Origin of the sequence: Candidatus Chloroploca asiatica, assembly GCF_002532075.1 — a bacterium.
In the GTDB taxonomy this organism is placed as follows: domain Bacteria; phylum Chloroflexota; class Chloroflexia; order Chloroflexales; family Chloroflexaceae; genus Chloroploca; species Chloroploca asiatica.
Genome location: NZ_LYXE01000121.1, coordinates 1 through 15030, shown reverse-complemented (window position 1 = coordinate 15030; position 15030 = coordinate 1). Strand labels below are relative to the sequence as shown.

13 protein-coding genes are annotated in these 15030 nt (G+C 62.9%); 6 read left to right on the top strand and 7 right to left on the bottom strand.

From position 1 onward, the window contains the following. From A9Q02_RS15815 to A9Q02_RS15805, 3 genes are read right to left on the bottom strand one after another with little or no spacing between them, the layout of a single operon-like run. Complete coding sequence (locus tag A9Q02_RS15815; RefSeq protein WP_097654057.1) at positions 1–1377, bottom strand: AI-2E family transporter; 1377 nt, start codon at positions 1375–1377, stop codon at positions 1–3. A 17-nt stretch (positions 1378–1394) separates the two neighbouring features. Beyond that, positions 1395–3191: a hypothetical protein gene (locus tag A9Q02_RS15810; RefSeq protein ID WP_097654056.1), complete on the bottom strand. Its 1797-nt coding sequence runs from the start codon at positions 3189–3191 to the stop codon at positions 1395–1397. Between the two features lie 58 nt (positions 3192–3249). After that, positions 3250–3723, bottom strand: coding sequence for a potassium channel family protein (locus A9Q02_RS15805; RefSeq protein ID WP_097654055.1), 474 nt, complete (start codon positions 3721–3723; stop codon positions 3250–3252). A gap of 250 nt (positions 3724–3973) precedes the next feature. Between A9Q02_RS15805 and A9Q02_RS15800 the strand changes: the two genes are divergently transcribed. Genes A9Q02_RS15800 through A9Q02_RS15790 form a run of 3 tightly spaced genes read left to right on the top strand, consistent with a single transcriptional unit; the run spans position 3974 to position 6915 of the window. Beyond that, positions 3974–5164 (top strand): MGDG synthase family glycosyltransferase, encoded by a 1191-nt coding sequence (locus A9Q02_RS15800; RefSeq protein ID WP_141508961.1) that lies wholly within the window; start codon positions 3974–3976, stop codon positions 5162–5164. Positions 5165–5213: 49 nt separating this feature from the next. Continuing rightward, a complete protein-coding gene (locus tag A9Q02_RS15795) occupies positions 5214–6161 on the top strand; it encodes a hypothetical protein (RefSeq protein ID WP_097654053.1) in 948 nt (315 codons plus the stop codon). A 7-nt stretch (positions 6162–6168) separates the two neighbouring features. Next, the gene (locus A9Q02_RS15790; RefSeq protein WP_097654052.1) at positions 6169–6915 is read left to right on the top strand and encodes an AI-2E family transporter; all 747 of its coding nucleotides are present in this window, start codon (positions 6169–6171) and stop codon (positions 6913–6915) included. Here A9Q02_RS15790 and cls read toward each other — a convergent pair. The 4 genes from cls to A9Q02_RS15770 form a co-directional block, all read right to left on the bottom strand. Further along, positions 6896–8356, bottom strand: coding sequence for a cardiolipin synthase (gene cls, locus A9Q02_RS15785; RefSeq protein WP_172451035.1), 1461 nt, complete (start codon positions 8354–8356; stop codon positions 6896–6898). The genes A9Q02_RS15790 and cls overlap by 20 nt on opposite strands. A gap of 130 nt (positions 8357–8486) precedes the next feature. After that, positions 8487–9731 (bottom strand): complex I 51 kDa subunit family protein, encoded by a 1245-nt coding sequence (locus A9Q02_RS15780; protein WP_097654050.1) that lies wholly within the window; start codon positions 9729–9731, stop codon positions 8487–8489. Positions 9732–9767: 36 nt separating this feature from the next. After that, positions 9768–11393 (bottom strand): FAD-dependent oxidoreductase, encoded by a 1626-nt coding sequence (locus A9Q02_RS15775; protein ID WP_097654049.1) that lies wholly within the window; start codon positions 11391–11393, stop codon positions 9768–9770. Then, positions 11386–12033 carry a 2Fe-2S iron-sulfur cluster-binding protein gene (locus A9Q02_RS15770; RefSeq protein ID WP_097654048.1) on the bottom strand — a complete coding sequence of 216 codons (648 nt, stop codon included), beginning with the start codon at positions 12031–12033 and terminating at the stop codon, positions 11386–11388. The genes A9Q02_RS15775 and A9Q02_RS15770 overlap by 8 nt, the downstream gene beginning before the upstream one ends. A gap of 403 nt (positions 12034–12436) precedes the next feature. Here A9Q02_RS15770 and A9Q02_RS15765 point away from each other — a divergent pair, with 403 nt between their 5' ends. From A9Q02_RS15765 to A9Q02_RS15755, 3 genes are read left to right on the top strand one after another with little or no spacing between them, the layout of a single operon-like run. Beyond that, positions 12437–12988 (top strand): hypothetical protein, encoded by a 552-nt coding sequence (locus A9Q02_RS15765; RefSeq protein WP_097654047.1) that lies wholly within the window; start codon positions 12437–12439, stop codon positions 12986–12988. A gap of 21 nt (positions 12989–13009) precedes the next feature. After that, positions 13010–13696 carry a hypothetical protein gene (locus tag A9Q02_RS15760; RefSeq protein ID WP_097654046.1) on the top strand — a complete coding sequence of 229 codons (687 nt, stop codon included), beginning with the start codon at positions 13010–13012 and terminating at the stop codon, positions 13694–13696. Then, a complete protein-coding gene (locus A9Q02_RS15755; protein WP_097654045.1) occupies positions 13693–14664 on the top strand; it encodes a hypothetical protein in 972 nt (323 codons plus the stop codon). Before A9Q02_RS15760 ends, A9Q02_RS15755 begins: the two co-directional genes overlap by 4 nt. Positions 14665–15030 lie beyond the last annotated feature (366 nt).

Here is a 15030-nt window from a genome sequence, read left to right as displayed (position 1 = left end):
CTAGGCACCTCGCTCTCGGTCTTCAGACATCGGCTGGCGTAGTTGGGTCACACGGCGATAGACGAGGGCGGGGCGGCGCCGCACCGCCTTTACAGCGGGGAGTGGCTCGCCGGGGAGCAGGCCGGCCGGGCGGGGCGGGGCGGCGAAGCGTCCATAGGCGTAGCGGTAGAGATCCCGTACCACTGCGGTGATCGGGGTAGCCAGCAGGATCCACCAAAAGCCAAACTGGCTCAGGGCGACCACGACCAGGATGAGGATCGCCGGGTGCAGATCAACGATGTTGCGCTCTAGGCGCGGTGCCACTAGGTTACTGATTATCTGCTGGACGAGGAAGAACAGGAGCACGACGGCAAGCGCCAGCTGAGGGGAAATCGTTAGGGCGAAGAAGATCGACGGAATGCCACCGAGGAACGGCCCGATCGAAGGGATCAACTGGGCTAGCCCGGCCAGGATCGCCAGCAGCAACAGGTAGCGAGCCTCGGAGGCGAGGCCGAAGAGTTGGGTGAGCAGGTCGAGCCCCAGGTAGACCAGCCCGCCAGTGATCAGCGCCGTGAACAATTGGCCCCGCACAAAGGCGCTGAAGGCGCGGTCGAGGATGCGAAGCACGGCCCAGACCTCAGCTCTCGCGGCAGGTGGCAGCGCCTGGTCGAGGACGGCGCGGCCGCGGGGCTGATCGACCAGCACAGCCAGCAGCCAGGTTGGCACGACAATAAGCCCAAGCACGAAGCCTACGGTATTCGCCAGCCCGAGCAGGGCTCTGATGGTCAGGTTGACGCTTTGCCCGAGGTAGACGTCGACGTTCGAGCGGGCCTGATCGTAGAACTGGGTGATCACGTCGATGATGAAGGCTCGCATCGGGGGCGGAAGCGTGCGCAGGTAGGCGGCAAGGCGCTGCTCGTAGGTGGCGAAGTCGTCGGGCGAAGGCAGACTCAGGTAGGCCTCATTGATCTGCCGCACGATGATGGGCACGAGCAGCGAGAGGAAGAATGCGGCGAGCACCGCAACCAGCCCCATGATCAGCAGGACGGCGAGCGTGCGGGGGAGAACGCGGTCGAGCAGGTTGACCAAGGGGAGCAGCACGTAGGCAATTGCCGTGCCGACCACGAACGGGAAGAGCGAACCCCAGGCGAACCAGATCAGGGCGATCAGGCCGAGCAAGGCTCCGACCGTCAATAGCAACTGAGCCAGGCCAGCGGGGGTAATCGTGGCGATGCGCTCGCCCAGTTGCCGCCAGGCCATTCGTGCCCGCCGCACCGCCGGGGATCCACGCTCCTCTGGTACCCTGGGCGCCACTCCCTCTGGGCGGTCGGCCTTGTTGTCACCGTCTGGTGGAATCGAAGCGCGGCGTGTGCCGCGTGGGGTAACAGTCATTGCCATAGGTAACGCATGCCTTCCTACACATTTGGCATCACAGGTGAAATATGCGGGTTGACACCGCCACACTGGTAGGTGTCGAGCACCCAGGCTGCGGCACCGTGGCGCAGGAAGATCGCGACCAGAGTACGCGCCGCCACCGAGGGCAACATCGTGCGCCAGCTACGCAGAGCGGTGAGCAGGTTCGCTAGTCCGCCCATCTCGGCGCTGCCACCCAGCACGCCCGCGTCGCTGGCCCAATCGGATCGCGCACCGCCGAACGGCACGAGGTAGCGCTCGAGGTCATTGCCCAGGGCCATCAGGTCGGCCAAGTCTTGCTCGTGTGCGCTATCGCCAGCGGTGAGTGTCTGGCGATCTTGCCAGGTGAGGTTCTGGGCGATGACCTTGAAGGCGGCGTAGAGCGCCTGGTTCGAGTCCTGAGCGCAGTTGTAAGCTGGCGTCACAAGGCTGCTACCAGCACCGCCGCCGATGCGGTAGCGTGCGGTCATCATCTCTAGGTAGCGACGGGTCAGCGCCAGCGGCGTGACGCTTGTCTGCCCACGTCGCCCCGTGAAGCAGGGCAGGCGCACCAGCACATCACGCACGGGGCGGGTGCCGAGCCACCCGTACTGGCGGTCGCCAATGTAGCGCGACCAGTGAAGAGCACCCGAGGTCAAGCCGTCGGCGTTGTGGGCGTAGACCTGGAGGTATTCGATATCGAAGCTCAGTTCATCGGCGATGGGTTCACGCACGACCCGAGCCACGCCGAAGGCGAAGTGGCCCCAGTAAAGCGGGCTTGCCTTTAGGGCTGGCTCGGCCTGTTCGCCGCCAATGCCACCATAGACGTGGATAAGCAGGGCGTCGTCGCCCTCGCCCCAATCGGCCTGGGCTGCCTGCGGGTCAATGCCGGGGGGCGGCAGAAAGACGTTCATCGCCTGGCCTTTATGGGCCGCAGCGTTCTTGATGCCCTGCTTGCCGACGTACCTGAGCGCCTCCTCTTGCGAGGCGATCACGCGTGTGGGCGCGAGCCGCAGGAGTTGACGCGGGGCCAAGGCCTGCACAACAAACACGCCCTCGCGGTCGCACGCCCCGTAGATGTACCAGCCGTCTACACCGGCCAGAGCGTGCTCGATCCCGGCGTTGGTGAAGGGCATAACCCCATCCTGATTGGCAACCACGAGGGGCATGTGGACGACCTCGGCGGGACCGTCGAAAGCGGCGCTGTCTCGACTGTAATGAACCACCCGATAGTGCTCGTCGTCGCCCTCGGCGGCGAGGAACTTCACAAGAGCGTAGAAGCGCCCGGTGATCTGCACCGGCTGGCGTGGCACGAACAGGATGGGTGCCCCACCGTCGGCCGGCGCGGCGTCCAGTGTGACCGGCTCGGGCAGGCGCACAACGATGTCATCGTTGGGGTGAGCACCGGCCAGGGACTCGAACGGATTCACCATGGACAGCCCTTGGATCCGCTCGGGCAGCACCGTGCCCTCGGCGACGGCTTTGCGGGCCCGCCCATCGAAGAGCACCTGCCGGGTGAGCGACCAGTAGATCTTGTTGGTCGCCGCTGTGTCGGCCCAGCGCAGACGTGCCACTGTACCGACGAGCCCATCATGCCCGGCGGGCGCATGGTGGATCTCGATCAGTGTGCCTCGCACCTGCTCGCGCTGCGCGAGGGGCGGCAGGATGAGCCGACCCATCCATTCGCCGATCGGCTGGTACAGATCCGGGGCGGGCCTGCGGTCGAGCGGGTAGTATGCTGGCCGGTTGAACGGGGCCTGCCAGTAGCGGCCATAGCTATTGTCAGGCCGCTGGACAGGGGCCTGGTTTGCTGCACCCATAGATGCTCCCTATACTAACCACCAAAGCACTGCCACGCGAACGGCGACCGTGCTATGCTCACGTTGACTGCTCCTCGGGTATGGCCTGCGCCTCCTCGCTAAGCGAGGGTGCAAGCGTACGCTCACCCTTGCGGGAGGCCTGCTTACCCTTGCGGAAGGCCTCCTTCTGGCGGGCCTGCATCCGGCGCAAGTGCCGCCGTGTGCGGGCCTCCTGCTCCGACTGAAGAAGTGCCTCGGCGAAACGCGTTAGCAGCGCCATCAACATGCCGAAGCCCATGAAGATGTAGAAGACCGTCAGCAGTTTACCGACGGGGGTCTTGGGCGTAAAGTCACCGTAGCCCACGGTAGCCAGGGTGATCGCCGAGAAGTAGAAGCTATCGAGGTAGGCCCAGCCCTCGACCTCGTGGAACATCAGTGTCCCCACGAAGAGCAGCAGCACGGTGAGTGCGGCCAGCGAGCGGAACGACGGGTCGCGCCATACCATGCGGACGGTCGACCAGAACTGCGCTAGGGTGATTAGCAGCGCAACCATGCGGGCGCACCTCATCGCGGTTGGGACTTTATCCAGCCAGAGGCCGGGGCTCTCTCCACTCTAGCGCTCCGAGGCCCCCGATGCATCGTAGCGATTGCTGAAATCCCGCTTCCAGATAAGGCAGGCCCCGTTGCCCAGGATGCGTAGCCGCCCCGGCGAAGGGCACAATGCTCTACGTATTCGGCGCGATCCGGCTTCCACAACTGGTCATGATGCTTGCGTGTCCTGACGATGCCAGTCAAAGACTCTCTTGCTACACTTAAGATTGACGACGATCCAACTTCAGCGCAGAGTAAGGAGTCACGTAATGCGCCGGATTCTGATCCTGCACGCTCTGCTCGGCACGGGCCACCTGAGCGCGGCGCGAGCCCTCGACGCCGCCTTCGCACGCTTCCCAGGCGTCGAGGCCCACGTCGAGGATAGCCTCGACTTTATCAACCCCGCCCTCAGCAGCCTGTGGAAGAAGGGCTACAAGGAACTGAGTGAGCACGCCGCAGGGCTGTATAGCCAGGTCTACCGCGCCGCCGACACCGACGATGCCCAACGGGCGATGGCCGAGAACCTGCGGGGTGCGACACGCGGCTGGCCCTTCTTCCAGAAGCTCGAGCATTATGTGGCCGAGTTCGCGCCTGCCGCCATCATTGCGGTAATGCCGGTGCCCCTGGCCCTGATGAGCCAGCTTAAGGCCGAGGGTCGCCTGGCCTGCCCTCTCTACGGGGTGGTCACTGACTTCCTGGCCCACAGCGTCTGGGCCGTCCCCCACGTGACACGTTACTTCGTCCCTAGCCGCACCACGGCTGCCATGCTCGCATGGCAGGGGCTCGACCCTGACAATCTTACAGTGACGGGCATTCCGATCAACCCGGCCATCGCTGAGCCGAAGCAGGCCGACAAGCTGCGCTGGCAGCATAAACTCCCCCTCGACCGGCCCCTCGTGACCATCTTCGGCGGGGGCGTAGATCCCGCGACGATCGCCTTCATCGCGGCGCGCCTGGTCGAGCAAGAAGTGCCCCTCACGCTGATGATCTGCGCGGGCCGCAATGAGCGACTGCTGGACGCGCTGGCCGGGATCGAGGGCAACGCCACCGTTGGCCTGCAAAAGCTTGGCATGATCGACTACGTAGACGACCTGGTGACGACGAGCGACCTGGTGATCTCGAAGCCGGGCGGTCTGATTACCAGCGAAGTGCTGGCCCGTGGCACGCCGATGATCACGATCTGCCCTCTACCAGGGCAGGAGGAACCCAACGCCGACTTCGTCACCCTGTCCGGGGCCGGCATCTCGCTGCGCGTGCCCGAGTTGGTACCGATCACCGTGCTCCACCTGCTCGAGTCGCCCGCGTTGCTGAGCCGCATGCGTGCCAACGCCCAGGCCGTCGGCAAGCCTCGAGCGGCGCTCACCATTGCCGAGCAGGTGCTTGCCGACCTGGAGGTCATCTAGCCAACCGTAAACGGTTGGGCTTGTCCCTGACCCCCGAAAAGGTGACATTATGCTTGCGCTGCTGTTCTTCGGTGCCCTCGCCCTCGTCGCGGTAAGCCTCGCGCTCGCCCCGCTCGAGGCGCTCGGCTGGTGGGCGGGCTGGTTCGGCAACGACCACGAATTGGAAGCTGCCGCCGACGCTCTGCGCGAGCGCCAGGGCGTCGGTGGCGCGGCGGCGCGCCACTATGTGGTCTTCCTCTCGGGCGTAGGCAGCCCCCGCAGCGGCGAGGTTCCGGAGGAGGAGCAGCCCTTTATCGCCCAGCTCCGGGCGCACCTGCCCGACACGGTCGTTGTTGACGGGGTGCTGCCCTACTCGGTGCTGGGCCTCAGCCTCGATCATCCGGCCCGGCCCCTGGGACGGCTGTGGCACCACGCCATTGGGCGTGGCGGCTTCTGGCAGCAACTGATCAATACCCGCAACCTCTTCCAGGTTCTCGTCTCGGCCGACCGCCGCTATGGCCCGGTGATAAGCTTCGGTCTGGCAAAGCAGATCCTGATCGCTCTCGTTCGCCACGGCTACGTCATTAACAGTGGGGTGCCAATTACGCTGGTCGGATCCAGCGGTGGCGGGCAGATGGGCCTCGGGACGGGGCCGTTCCTCGCTCAGGCGTTGCATGTCCCCGTACGCATGGTCTCCCTCGGCGGCGTGATGAGCGGCGACCCTGCCATCCTCAGCTTTCGACACTTCGACCATCTCTACGGGACAAAAGACCCGGTGGCAACGATGCTTCCGCAGATGATCTTCCCCAGCCGCTGGCCGATCAACCACCGCTCGCCGTGGTGGGAAGCCCGTCAGCGCGGCATCTACCGCGAGTGCGCTATCGGGCCCATTGCCCACACGGGTCCCGGCGGCTACTACGATGGCAAGAGTAGGCTGCCCGACGGAACCGACCACTGCACCCACTCGGCCAACGAGGTCATCGCAAGCATTCGGGCGTGGGAAAGCGAAGGGATATGAGGCAACAATGAACAATCGCCCTTTCTTTGTCGGCATTCTCGTAACAAGTCTGCTGCTGGTCGTCTATGTGCTCTGGCCGTATGCAGGCGAGATTGCCGTTGGGCTCCTGGCGGCCATTCTGTTTCGTCCGCTCTACGACAAAGTCCTGGGCTGGCACTGGAGCAGCGGGCGTAATCTGGTCGCCCTGGCCGTGACCCTGCTCGCCATCGCGCTGACGGTGCTGATCCCCCTGCTGGTCGCGGTGACGCTGATCGCGAGTCAGAGCCAGCGTTTCCTCGCCGAGATCCAGTCGTTCGATCCATCGTCCGGCGGTGAGCGCGTGCGGCTCTTCTTTGAATGGATCGCCCAGGCGACCGGGCAGACGGGCGAGCAACTGCGCGTACGCCTTGACACCGGAGTCCGCCAGGCAATCGAGCAGCTTGCGGGAGGGGTTTTTGGTCTGGTTAGCTCGATCCCCGAGCTGATTATCCGCTTCTGGGTCTTTCTGGCTACCCTGCTTTACGTGCTGCCGAGCTACCCCCGCCTCGTCGGACAACTCCAGCGCGGGCTCCCTCTGGCCCCAGCGATTTCGGGGCGCTTCCTCGAGATGGCAACCCTGGGCCTACGCTCAACCGTGCTGAGCATTGTAGCGGTAGTGTGTGAACAAATTCTGCTCTGCTGGAGTGCCGACTTCAGTCGGCACTCCAGCAGAGCAGGAAACTTTACCCTTTGCGCCTTTGCGTCAAAGCATCAGCCTACTGCAGCGCGGCAGTGAGACGGGCAACGTTCTCGATCAGGCGCTGAGTTGCGGGCCGACTCTTCCAGGTTTGCAGTTCTACCCGCTTCGAGCGGGCGATATAGGTATCAAAGATCTTGGATAGCTCGGCGACCACGGCTGTGTCGTACACAACCAGCGAGACCTCCAAGTTCAAGGTGAACGAGCGAATGTCAAGGTTGCTCGACCCGATCATCGCGATCTGGTCGTCGACGGCGATGGTCTTGGAGTGCAGCAGGATCGGCAACTTGTACTGGAGCACCTCAACGCCAGCGCGGAGCAACTGCTCGTAATAGGATTTCTGGGCACTCGCCACGAAGAGTTGATCGACGGCCTCAGAGTTGATCAGCGTGACCTTGACGCCGCGCAGCGCTGCGCTGGTAACTGCCAGCATCAGTGCGTCGTCGGGCACAAAGTAGGGGTTGACAATCACGAGCCGCCGCTGGGCTGCGTTGATCAGCCCGGTAAAGAGGCGCAGATTGTTCTCGTCATCGAAGCCGGGGCCACTGGGCAATACCTGGCAGAGCGCAGTGCCCTGAGCATGCCAGCCGGTGCGTTGCAACTCTGGATAGTTGCGCGGATCAAGCAACTCGCCTGTCTCGGCGTACCAGTCGGTCACGAAGGCCGCCTCGAGTTGAATAACCACCGGCCCAACAACCCGGACGCACAACTCGTCGTAGTAGAGCTCATCCTTGCGGTGGTAGGTACGGTCGATCACATTGAGCGAACCGGTATAGCCTGCCTCGCCATCCACAACCAGAATCTTGCGGTGGTTGCGGAGATCGAAGCGCAGCCACTCGCCAGGTTTGCCGACTGGCAACATGTAGTGCCAAGCAACACCAATCGCCGTCAGGTGCTGCTCCATCTCCTTGCGACCAGGGTACTTGCGTGAGCCAATCTGATCGAGCAACAGGCGCACCTTGACCCCGCGTTTGACCGCACGTTCCATCGCGGCAAAGAAGACCTCGGTCGTTGTGTCACGAGCAATGATGTAGAACTCGATGTGGGCATACCGCTGCGCCCCCTCGATCTCCTGCGCCATACGCTCGATAATAGCATTGTAGGTCGGCAGCAATTCAACCCCATTGCCCGCAAAGGCCGGCATACCACCAAGCTTCTGGGCCAGCGCCGTGTGGGGCAGGGCAACTGCGGGAACAGCGGGCTTGAGCAGAGACGCCGTCGCACGATCGCCCGAGGCTTGCTCAATGGCCTGGGCGATCAGTCCGCTCATCTGATGCTGGAGCTGACGCCGCCGTGGGGTCAGCTTGGGGCTACCGATGAGCAGGAAGATCACGACACCGATAAGCGGCGCAATCGTGATCAGCAAAAGCCAGGCCGTGGCCGATGAGGGCTTACGGTTGACCGGGACAACAAAAAAAGCAACGAGCACGATCAGGATATGCAGGGCACCGCCTGCAAGAGACCATAATGTTGGATTCACAGTTGCTTGCCTTATTAAATAATAGACATGAAAACTTCGTTTTCATGTCTATTTTCGCCCCAACCCCCGATGGAATCCGGCTCCCTCCCCCAGCGGGGGAGGGCTGGGGAGGGGGAGCAACAAGCCGCCGTCAATCAACCAGCAGGCGCTCGAACTCATCGCGCAACTTGGCGAGTGCGCTGTCCACCACCGTAATAGCACCATCCACCAGAGCGCAGCGCCCGCTCCCAGGGAGCAACCCACACATATGCTCGATATGAGCCAGATCGGCCTGCGTTCCACGACCTGCGTCAATGGTGCGCAATACCCCGGCCAGTTCACGCGTACCAATCTTGCAGGGCGGGCATTGACCGCACGAGCCATCGGCGAAGAATTCGACGTAGTCGGCCACCCGACGCACGATGCTCGCCCCCTCTGAGATCACGATCATCGCCCCGGTACCGAGGCGTGAGCGGTACGCCCGCAGCGAGTCCCAGTCGAGCGGCGCGTCCAGATCTTCGGCTGTAAGGATCGTATTCGAGGGGCCGCCGGTAAAGACGGCCTTGAACGCTTTGCCCTGAAGCATCCCGCCCCCGTGGGTAAAGACCAGCTCGCGCAGCGTTGTGCCCATTGGCAATTCATAGAGACCCGGGCGCAGCACGTCGCCACTGAGCGAGTAGAGCTTGGTGCCCACCGCCTCGCCGAGGCCCAGGTTGCGGTACCACTCGGCCCCGTGGCGCAGGATGTGGGTCACATGGGCCACGGTCTCGACATTGTTGACCGTGGTCGGTCGGCCATGTACTCCGCTCTGCGCCGGGAAGGGCGGCTTCTGGCGTGGAAAGGGGAAACCGCCCTCTACCGTAGCGATGACTGCGGTCTCCTCGCCGCCGATGTAGAGGCCCGACGAGCAGACGACCCGCAGCGCAATCCTCTGGCCGATGGTTGCGGCAACTTCATCAAGATGCGGGTGCCACTGGCTGATCGCGGTCTCGGCGGCGGCGAGGGCGTCGGTGGCCCCGGGGTTGAGGTAGAGCACGATCTGGTTGACGTCGAGCGCGAGCGCGGCGATCAGCGCACCCTCGATCACCTGGTGCGGGCTCTCGGCAAGCAAGGCCCGATCCTTGAACGTGCCTGGTTCGTCTTCATTGCCATTGACGACAAAATAGCGGTCGCCTCCGTCACGGGGCGAGGGCAGCATGAAGCCCCACTTGCGAAAGATCGGGAAGCCAGCCCCGCCCATGCCCCGCAGTCCGGCAGCCTCTAGCGTGGGCAGGATGGCGCTCGGATCGCCGAGAGCATTTGCCAGGCCCACGCCGCCGCCATTCGCAAACCACGCATCAAGATCGGTACCAACCAGCGTCTTGGGGTGCCGCAGCACCTGGTTGAGTGAGCTCATAGGTGCTCCATTATAGCCTGGGAAACGGTGCAAGGTTCATGACGCTTCACGTTTCGCCCCCACATGCGCTCGCAACTCGAAGTTGGCATAGTCGGGAAAAAGTCGTGGCGAGCGCCGTGTTAGCGAGAGGCCGGCGAGAGTCAGTTCGCGTTGCCAGTCGGCCAGGTGGCCGATGCCCACTTTGCGCCGGGGCAAGCTGCTGCGCAGCACGGCCGCCGCTGCCCCGGCTCGCTGCCCAAAGCTCAGGATGTCGAGCAGCGAGTTGCCCATCAGTCGGTTGCGCCCGTGGATACCGCCCGTTACCTCGCCTGCGCAGAAGAGTCCGGGGACATTGGTTGCGCCGTCGCCAGCGATCGCAATGCCGCCGTTCTGATAATGCAGGGTTGGGTAGACCAGAAAGGGTGTTTCGGCGGGATCGTGGCCGCAGCGTGCGGCCAGGTGGCGCAGGCCACCGAAGCGCGCTAGCGTGCCAGGCGAGGCGGCCTCTAGCCCCGGTGTGTCGAGCAAGACGCCCATCTGCCCGTCGCGCATGATCCCGCGCCCTTCACGGCATTCCCGGATGATCGCTGCTGCTACCACGTCACGAGTTTGCAACTCATCCACAAAACGCTCGCCAAACCCGTTGAGCAGCGTGGCCCCCGCCGAGCGGGCAGCCTCAGAGACCAGGCCGCCGACAAGGTGACGCGGGTAGGCCAGGCCTGTCGGATGAAATTGGTACGAGTCGAGCTCGCGGAGCCGCGCCCCGAGCCGGTACGCCAAGGCCAATCCGTCGCCGGTGGCCCCAAAATGGTTCGAGGTCGGGAAGCCCGCCAGGTGAATCCTCCCGATCCCGCCTGTGGCGAGAATGACCGCCTGCGCCCGGATGAGAAACAGCCGACGGTAAGCAATGCTGTAGGCAACCACACCGGCACACTGGCCCCGCTCGTCGCTCAGCAACTCAACCACAGGGCTCTGGGGCGTCACCTCGATGCCGGGCGTATGGCTCACCGCCTCGCGCAGCACGCGCATCAACTCGAGGCCCGTATAGTCGCGGAAGGAGAGAATGCGCGGGACCGATCCTCCGCCAGGACGCTTGAGCAGCAGGTCACCGAACGGGCTGCTGCCTGCCTGGTCGAACTGCATGCCCAACTGGATCAGCCAACGCACAATACCAGGGCCGTCCATCACCATCTGAGCGACAAGCGCACGCTCGGCAACGTACTGTCCAGCCTGTAGCGTATCATCATAGTGAAGCTGCGGCGTATCATCTGCACCTACAGCTGCCTGCATGCCACCTTCGGCCATCACCGTATTGCTGTCACCGAGTTGCAACTTGGTAAGCAGCGTCACCCTGGCACCCTGTTCAGCCGCGGCAAGGGCCGCCGCGCAGCCGGCACCGCCGCCGCCGACAATCACCACATCCGTGTCGCGAACAGGGGCACCGGCGAGGTCGATCTCATCAACCAGGCCGTTGCTCTGAAGCAGATCGGCCACCTGAGCCTGGCAGCGCTCGCCACGATTCGGCCCGACAGCAAGCCTGGCCTGAGCCTCTTCGTGATAGTCAGGGTGGAACTCACGCAGCAGATCCACCGGTTCAAGTACGCCTTTTGGCAGTGGTCGGGGGCGATGGCCACCCGCACGGTAACGCACAAGAGCCTCATCGTAGGGGTGGAAATCAGCCATACACATGCTCCTCGGCACCGATCTCAACCCGCAGATCGCCACGCTCAAGCTGCTCGAGGCGCCGCATAAGATTGGCGGGACGGCTGAGCAGGGTCACCGTAAGCCGACGGGCAAACAACCCCACATGATTGGGGGTTATCTGCTCGGGGCAGGCCGCCGTGCAGAGATTGCACATCACACAGGCCGCGAAGATAGCACTCGCCTCGTGGAGCCGTCCGTCTACTACCGCACCGACACCTGCCTGAACGTCCAGCTTGCGGGGGCAGACCGCGTCACAGCCGCCACAGTGGCGGCAAAGGGCCGCTTCGGGAAAAGCGGTGCGCACCTGCGTACCGACACGCCACAAATCCTGGAACTGGTCAACCTGATAAGGACGCTCGCGGCGCGGGGCAAGCGCGCGCACGAAACTGACCTGCATCCCCGGCTCGATGAGGGTCTCACAAGCAAGCACGAAGCCCACTTCAGGTGATCCGTCGCGGCGCACCATAGCCCGGCACGAACCGCACACCCCCTGGCCGAAGCAGCCTACATGCTCAACAAGCGTCTGGCCGGCAGCCCAGACAGCCTCGATGATAGAGCGTCCAGAAGGGGCCGTGATTGTACGACCATCCACAACAAGGGTTACTGGTGCATCATTCAATACAGCCTCCCTCACACAAGCGCCGAGGCCCAAAACACAGCCGCGGATGCGCTCCCATCTCTCACATCAAGTGTAAGGCGCGTAAGTACGGCGAACATCATCAGGAATGGTGAATTTGCCTTACCAAAGCGGGCAGCCGAATCAGATGGAACCTTCCACTCCTGGCAACAGGCGCTTCTACTTTCGGTCGGTCTGGATACGTAGCCCTGATGTTGACGCTAACGAGGCGATCCCCGTAGACTTAAACTCAACACTTTTCAAATAAGCTCACGCGAAGGCGCGAAGGGTTCGCTCACGTACGCTAAAAACGTTGCGCCTTTGCGTCAAAACAATCGCCTTATTTGCAAGGTATTGGACTTAAACCTAGCGTAACAAGCGTAACCAGATGAAAGGGAGATCCTAAATGAGCACTGTCTATCTGGCTGGGGCCTTTTTTGCGACTGCGGATGGGGCCGAGGCGGCCCTGAAGGAACTGACCAGTGAGGGCCTGTTCCTCCTTGCGGCGGCGACGCTTCAGGCTGACGTCAACGGCAAGGTACACGTCAAGGAACTGAAAGATATGGGCGGGGGCAAAGGCGCAGCGATTGGAGGCGTCATCGCCGCTGGCCTCGGCCTGTTCGCTGGCGCACTGCTCATCCCGGTGGCGGTCGGGGCGGCTATGGGTGGCCTGGCCGCGAAGATCGGCGACTCCGGGTTCCCCAACGCGGACCTGAAGGCTCGCGCCGCAAAACTCGCCCCCGATAGCTCGGTATTGCTGATCGCCGCGCTTCCCAACGACTGGCCCGCGATTGAAGTACGCCTTACACCGAAGGCCACCGAGATTCGGGGCGGTATGATCAGTTCAGACATGGTCGCAACGCTCGAGCAAGACCAGGAACTCGTGCGCGCGGCGCTCGTCAAGGCCGAAGCAAACAGTGGGCCTGTCTCAGCTTACTGGAGCACGACACGTCGTTAGAGAAAAAGGCGTGGAGGTTCTATGATCGGATTTTTCCAGGGAGTACTTGATTATCTCTCTAATCTCTGGCGGGTAATCATCCAGGCCATGCTGCTGAACGAGCAGGTCTTTGCAGGCGTTCAGAATCTCCCCCGGTCGGGGTTGCTCACCCTGGGGATCGCGCTCGTCGGTGGCATCTCACAGCTCATCGGCCAGAGCGTGATCCTCTTTGTCAACCGGGTCAAGCCCGGACGTTTTGCCTTCAGTCTCCTGCTTGGCGGCCTGACCTATTTTATCGGCATTCTGATCTGGGGCACGACGATCTGGCTCAGCGGGCGCTTCCTGTTTGGCAGCGAAGCAAGTTACCTGACCGTGTTGCGCATTGTGACCCTCGGTGCGGCACCTTTTGTGTTCGGCTTCCTGGTTCTCATCCCGTACGCCGGCGTCTTCATCGGTCGCGTCCTGTGGGTCTGGAGTCTGCTGATTGTCATCAGTGTCGTCAACTTCACGTACGGCTTCAACTTCTGGCAAGGAGCCATCGTCGTCGGTGCAGGTTGGTTGCTGATGATGATCATGACGGCCACCATCGGACGTCCGATCGTGGCTCTACGCAACGCCATCTTCAAACGTGTTGTTGGCAGCAAGCTTGACGCCACGACGCGTGATATCCTGACCGCCTTTGCGAGCGAGACTGAAAGCGAACCTTCGGCAAGTGAGCGGAAGCTATGATTTCAATGCTCTTTTTCGGGGCTATAGCCCTGCTCTTGATCTCTGCGGCGATGGCCCCGATCACGGCCCTGGGTTGGTGGGCCGGCTGGTTCGGTGAAGAGGCGGTTCCGGTACGTCTCAACAAGACGCCTCAGGTCGCGCCTGAACGTACCACCCAGTCAGCCCCCCACTACCTCGTCTACCTCTCGGGGATTGGGGCCATTACCGCCGACTCGGTACCCGACGAGGAGATCAAGTGGCTCGCCGAGTTTGAACGACGGCTCACCGATAGCTTCCTGGTGCGCGATGTCTTTCCCTACAACGTCGTGGGCGCTGGCCTTACCAACGAACGCTTCTTCAGCCGGATGTGGAAGTACATCGAGCAACTACGCTTCAAGAACCCCTCGGTAGCGCTTGGCAATCTGATCAACCTGCGCAATGTGCTCCAGGTAGCGGTTTCGGCTGACCCCCGCTATGGCCCGATCTACAATCTCGGTATCGCCAACGCGATCGTCGAGTCACTGCAACGTCACGGCTACCAGTTGAGCAGTGGTATCCCGGTGACCCTGATCGGCTGGAGCGGCGGAGGCCAGATTTCCCTCGGGGCAACGGCCTTCCTCAACGGCATGCTCAGGGCACCAATCCGGGTTATCTCGATTGGCGGGGTTATGGCTGACGACCCGGGGCTGGTCAGCGTGACCCACCTCTACCATTTCTACGGCTCGAACGACCCCATCCAGGCCATGGGAGGCAAGCTTTATGCGGGCCGTTGGCCGGTCTTCAAGCAGTCGGTGTGGAACCGAGCCATGACCCAGGGCAAGATCACCTTCACCGAGCTCGGCCCCTTTAGCCACAACGGCAAGGATAACTATTTCAGCTGGGAAGTCAGGACGCCTGAGGGCAAGACCTACGCCGAGACAACGATGGATGCCATTCTTGATGCGCTGGGCAGCGAAGGGCTGCTCGGGCATAAGCGCGTACAACGGTAGCGCAGGCTTCCAGCCCGCATGGGGTTTGCGGGCTGGAAGCCCGCGCTACTATGGGGCACAACGGTGGCGCGGGCTTCCAGCCCGCATGGAATTTGCGGGCTGGATGGTTTTTAAACATTACATCAGGCAAACCGGAGTGCCGACTTCAGTCGGCTTCCAGCGTGTCCTCTGTCATTCCGAACGGAGCGGAGCGGAGTGAGGAATCTTCCCTGCGGCGCACGGAAGACCCCTCGCTGCGCTCGGGGTGACAAGGCGGGCGCAGCAAGGTGCCACGGCAAGCGCAGCAAGGTGCCACGGCAAGCGCAGCGGGCTGCCAACGCCAGCTCTGTCATTCCGAACGGAGCGGAGCGGAGTGAGGAATCTGCC

Excerpts from the sequence above, each read along its gene's own strand:
- A9Q02_RS15815 (WP_097654057.1), bottom strand. The coding sequence starts at position 1,377 with ATGGCAATGACTGTTACCCCACGCGGCACACGCCGCGCTTCGATTCCA.
- A9Q02_RS15810 (WP_097654056.1), bottom strand. The coding sequence starts at position 3,191 with ATGGGTGCAGCAAACCAGGCCCCTGTCCAGCGGCCTGACAATAGCTAT.
- A9Q02_RS15805 (WP_097654055.1), bottom strand. The coding sequence starts at position 3,723 with ATGGTTGCGCTGCTAATCACCCTAGCGCAGTTCTGGTCGACCGTCCGC.
- A9Q02_RS15795 (WP_097654053.1), top strand. The coding sequence starts at position 5,214 with ATGCTTGCGCTGCTGTTCTTCGGTGCCCTCGCCCTCGTCGCGGTAAGC.
- A9Q02_RS15790 (WP_097654052.1), top strand. The coding sequence starts at position 6,169 with ATGAACAATCGCCCTTTCTTTGTCGGCATTCTCGTAACAAGTCTGCTG.
- A9Q02_RS15780 (WP_097654050.1), bottom strand. The coding sequence starts at position 9,731 with ATGAGCTCACTCAACCAGGTGCTGCGGCACCCCAAGACGCTGGTTGGT.
- A9Q02_RS15775 (WP_097654049.1), bottom strand. The coding sequence starts at position 11,393 with ATGGCTGATTTCCACCCCTACGATGAGGCTCTTGTGCGTTACCGTGCG.
- A9Q02_RS15765 (WP_097654047.1), top strand. The coding sequence starts at position 12,437 with ATGAGCACTGTCTATCTGGCTGGGGCCTTTTTTGCGACTGCGGATGGG.
- A9Q02_RS15760 (WP_097654046.1), top strand. The coding sequence starts at position 13,010 with ATGATCGGATTTTTCCAGGGAGTACTTGATTATCTCTCTAATCTCTGG.
- A9Q02_RS15755 (WP_097654045.1), top strand. The coding sequence starts at position 13,693 with ATGATTTCAATGCTCTTTTTCGGGGCTATAGCCCTGCTCTTGATCTCT.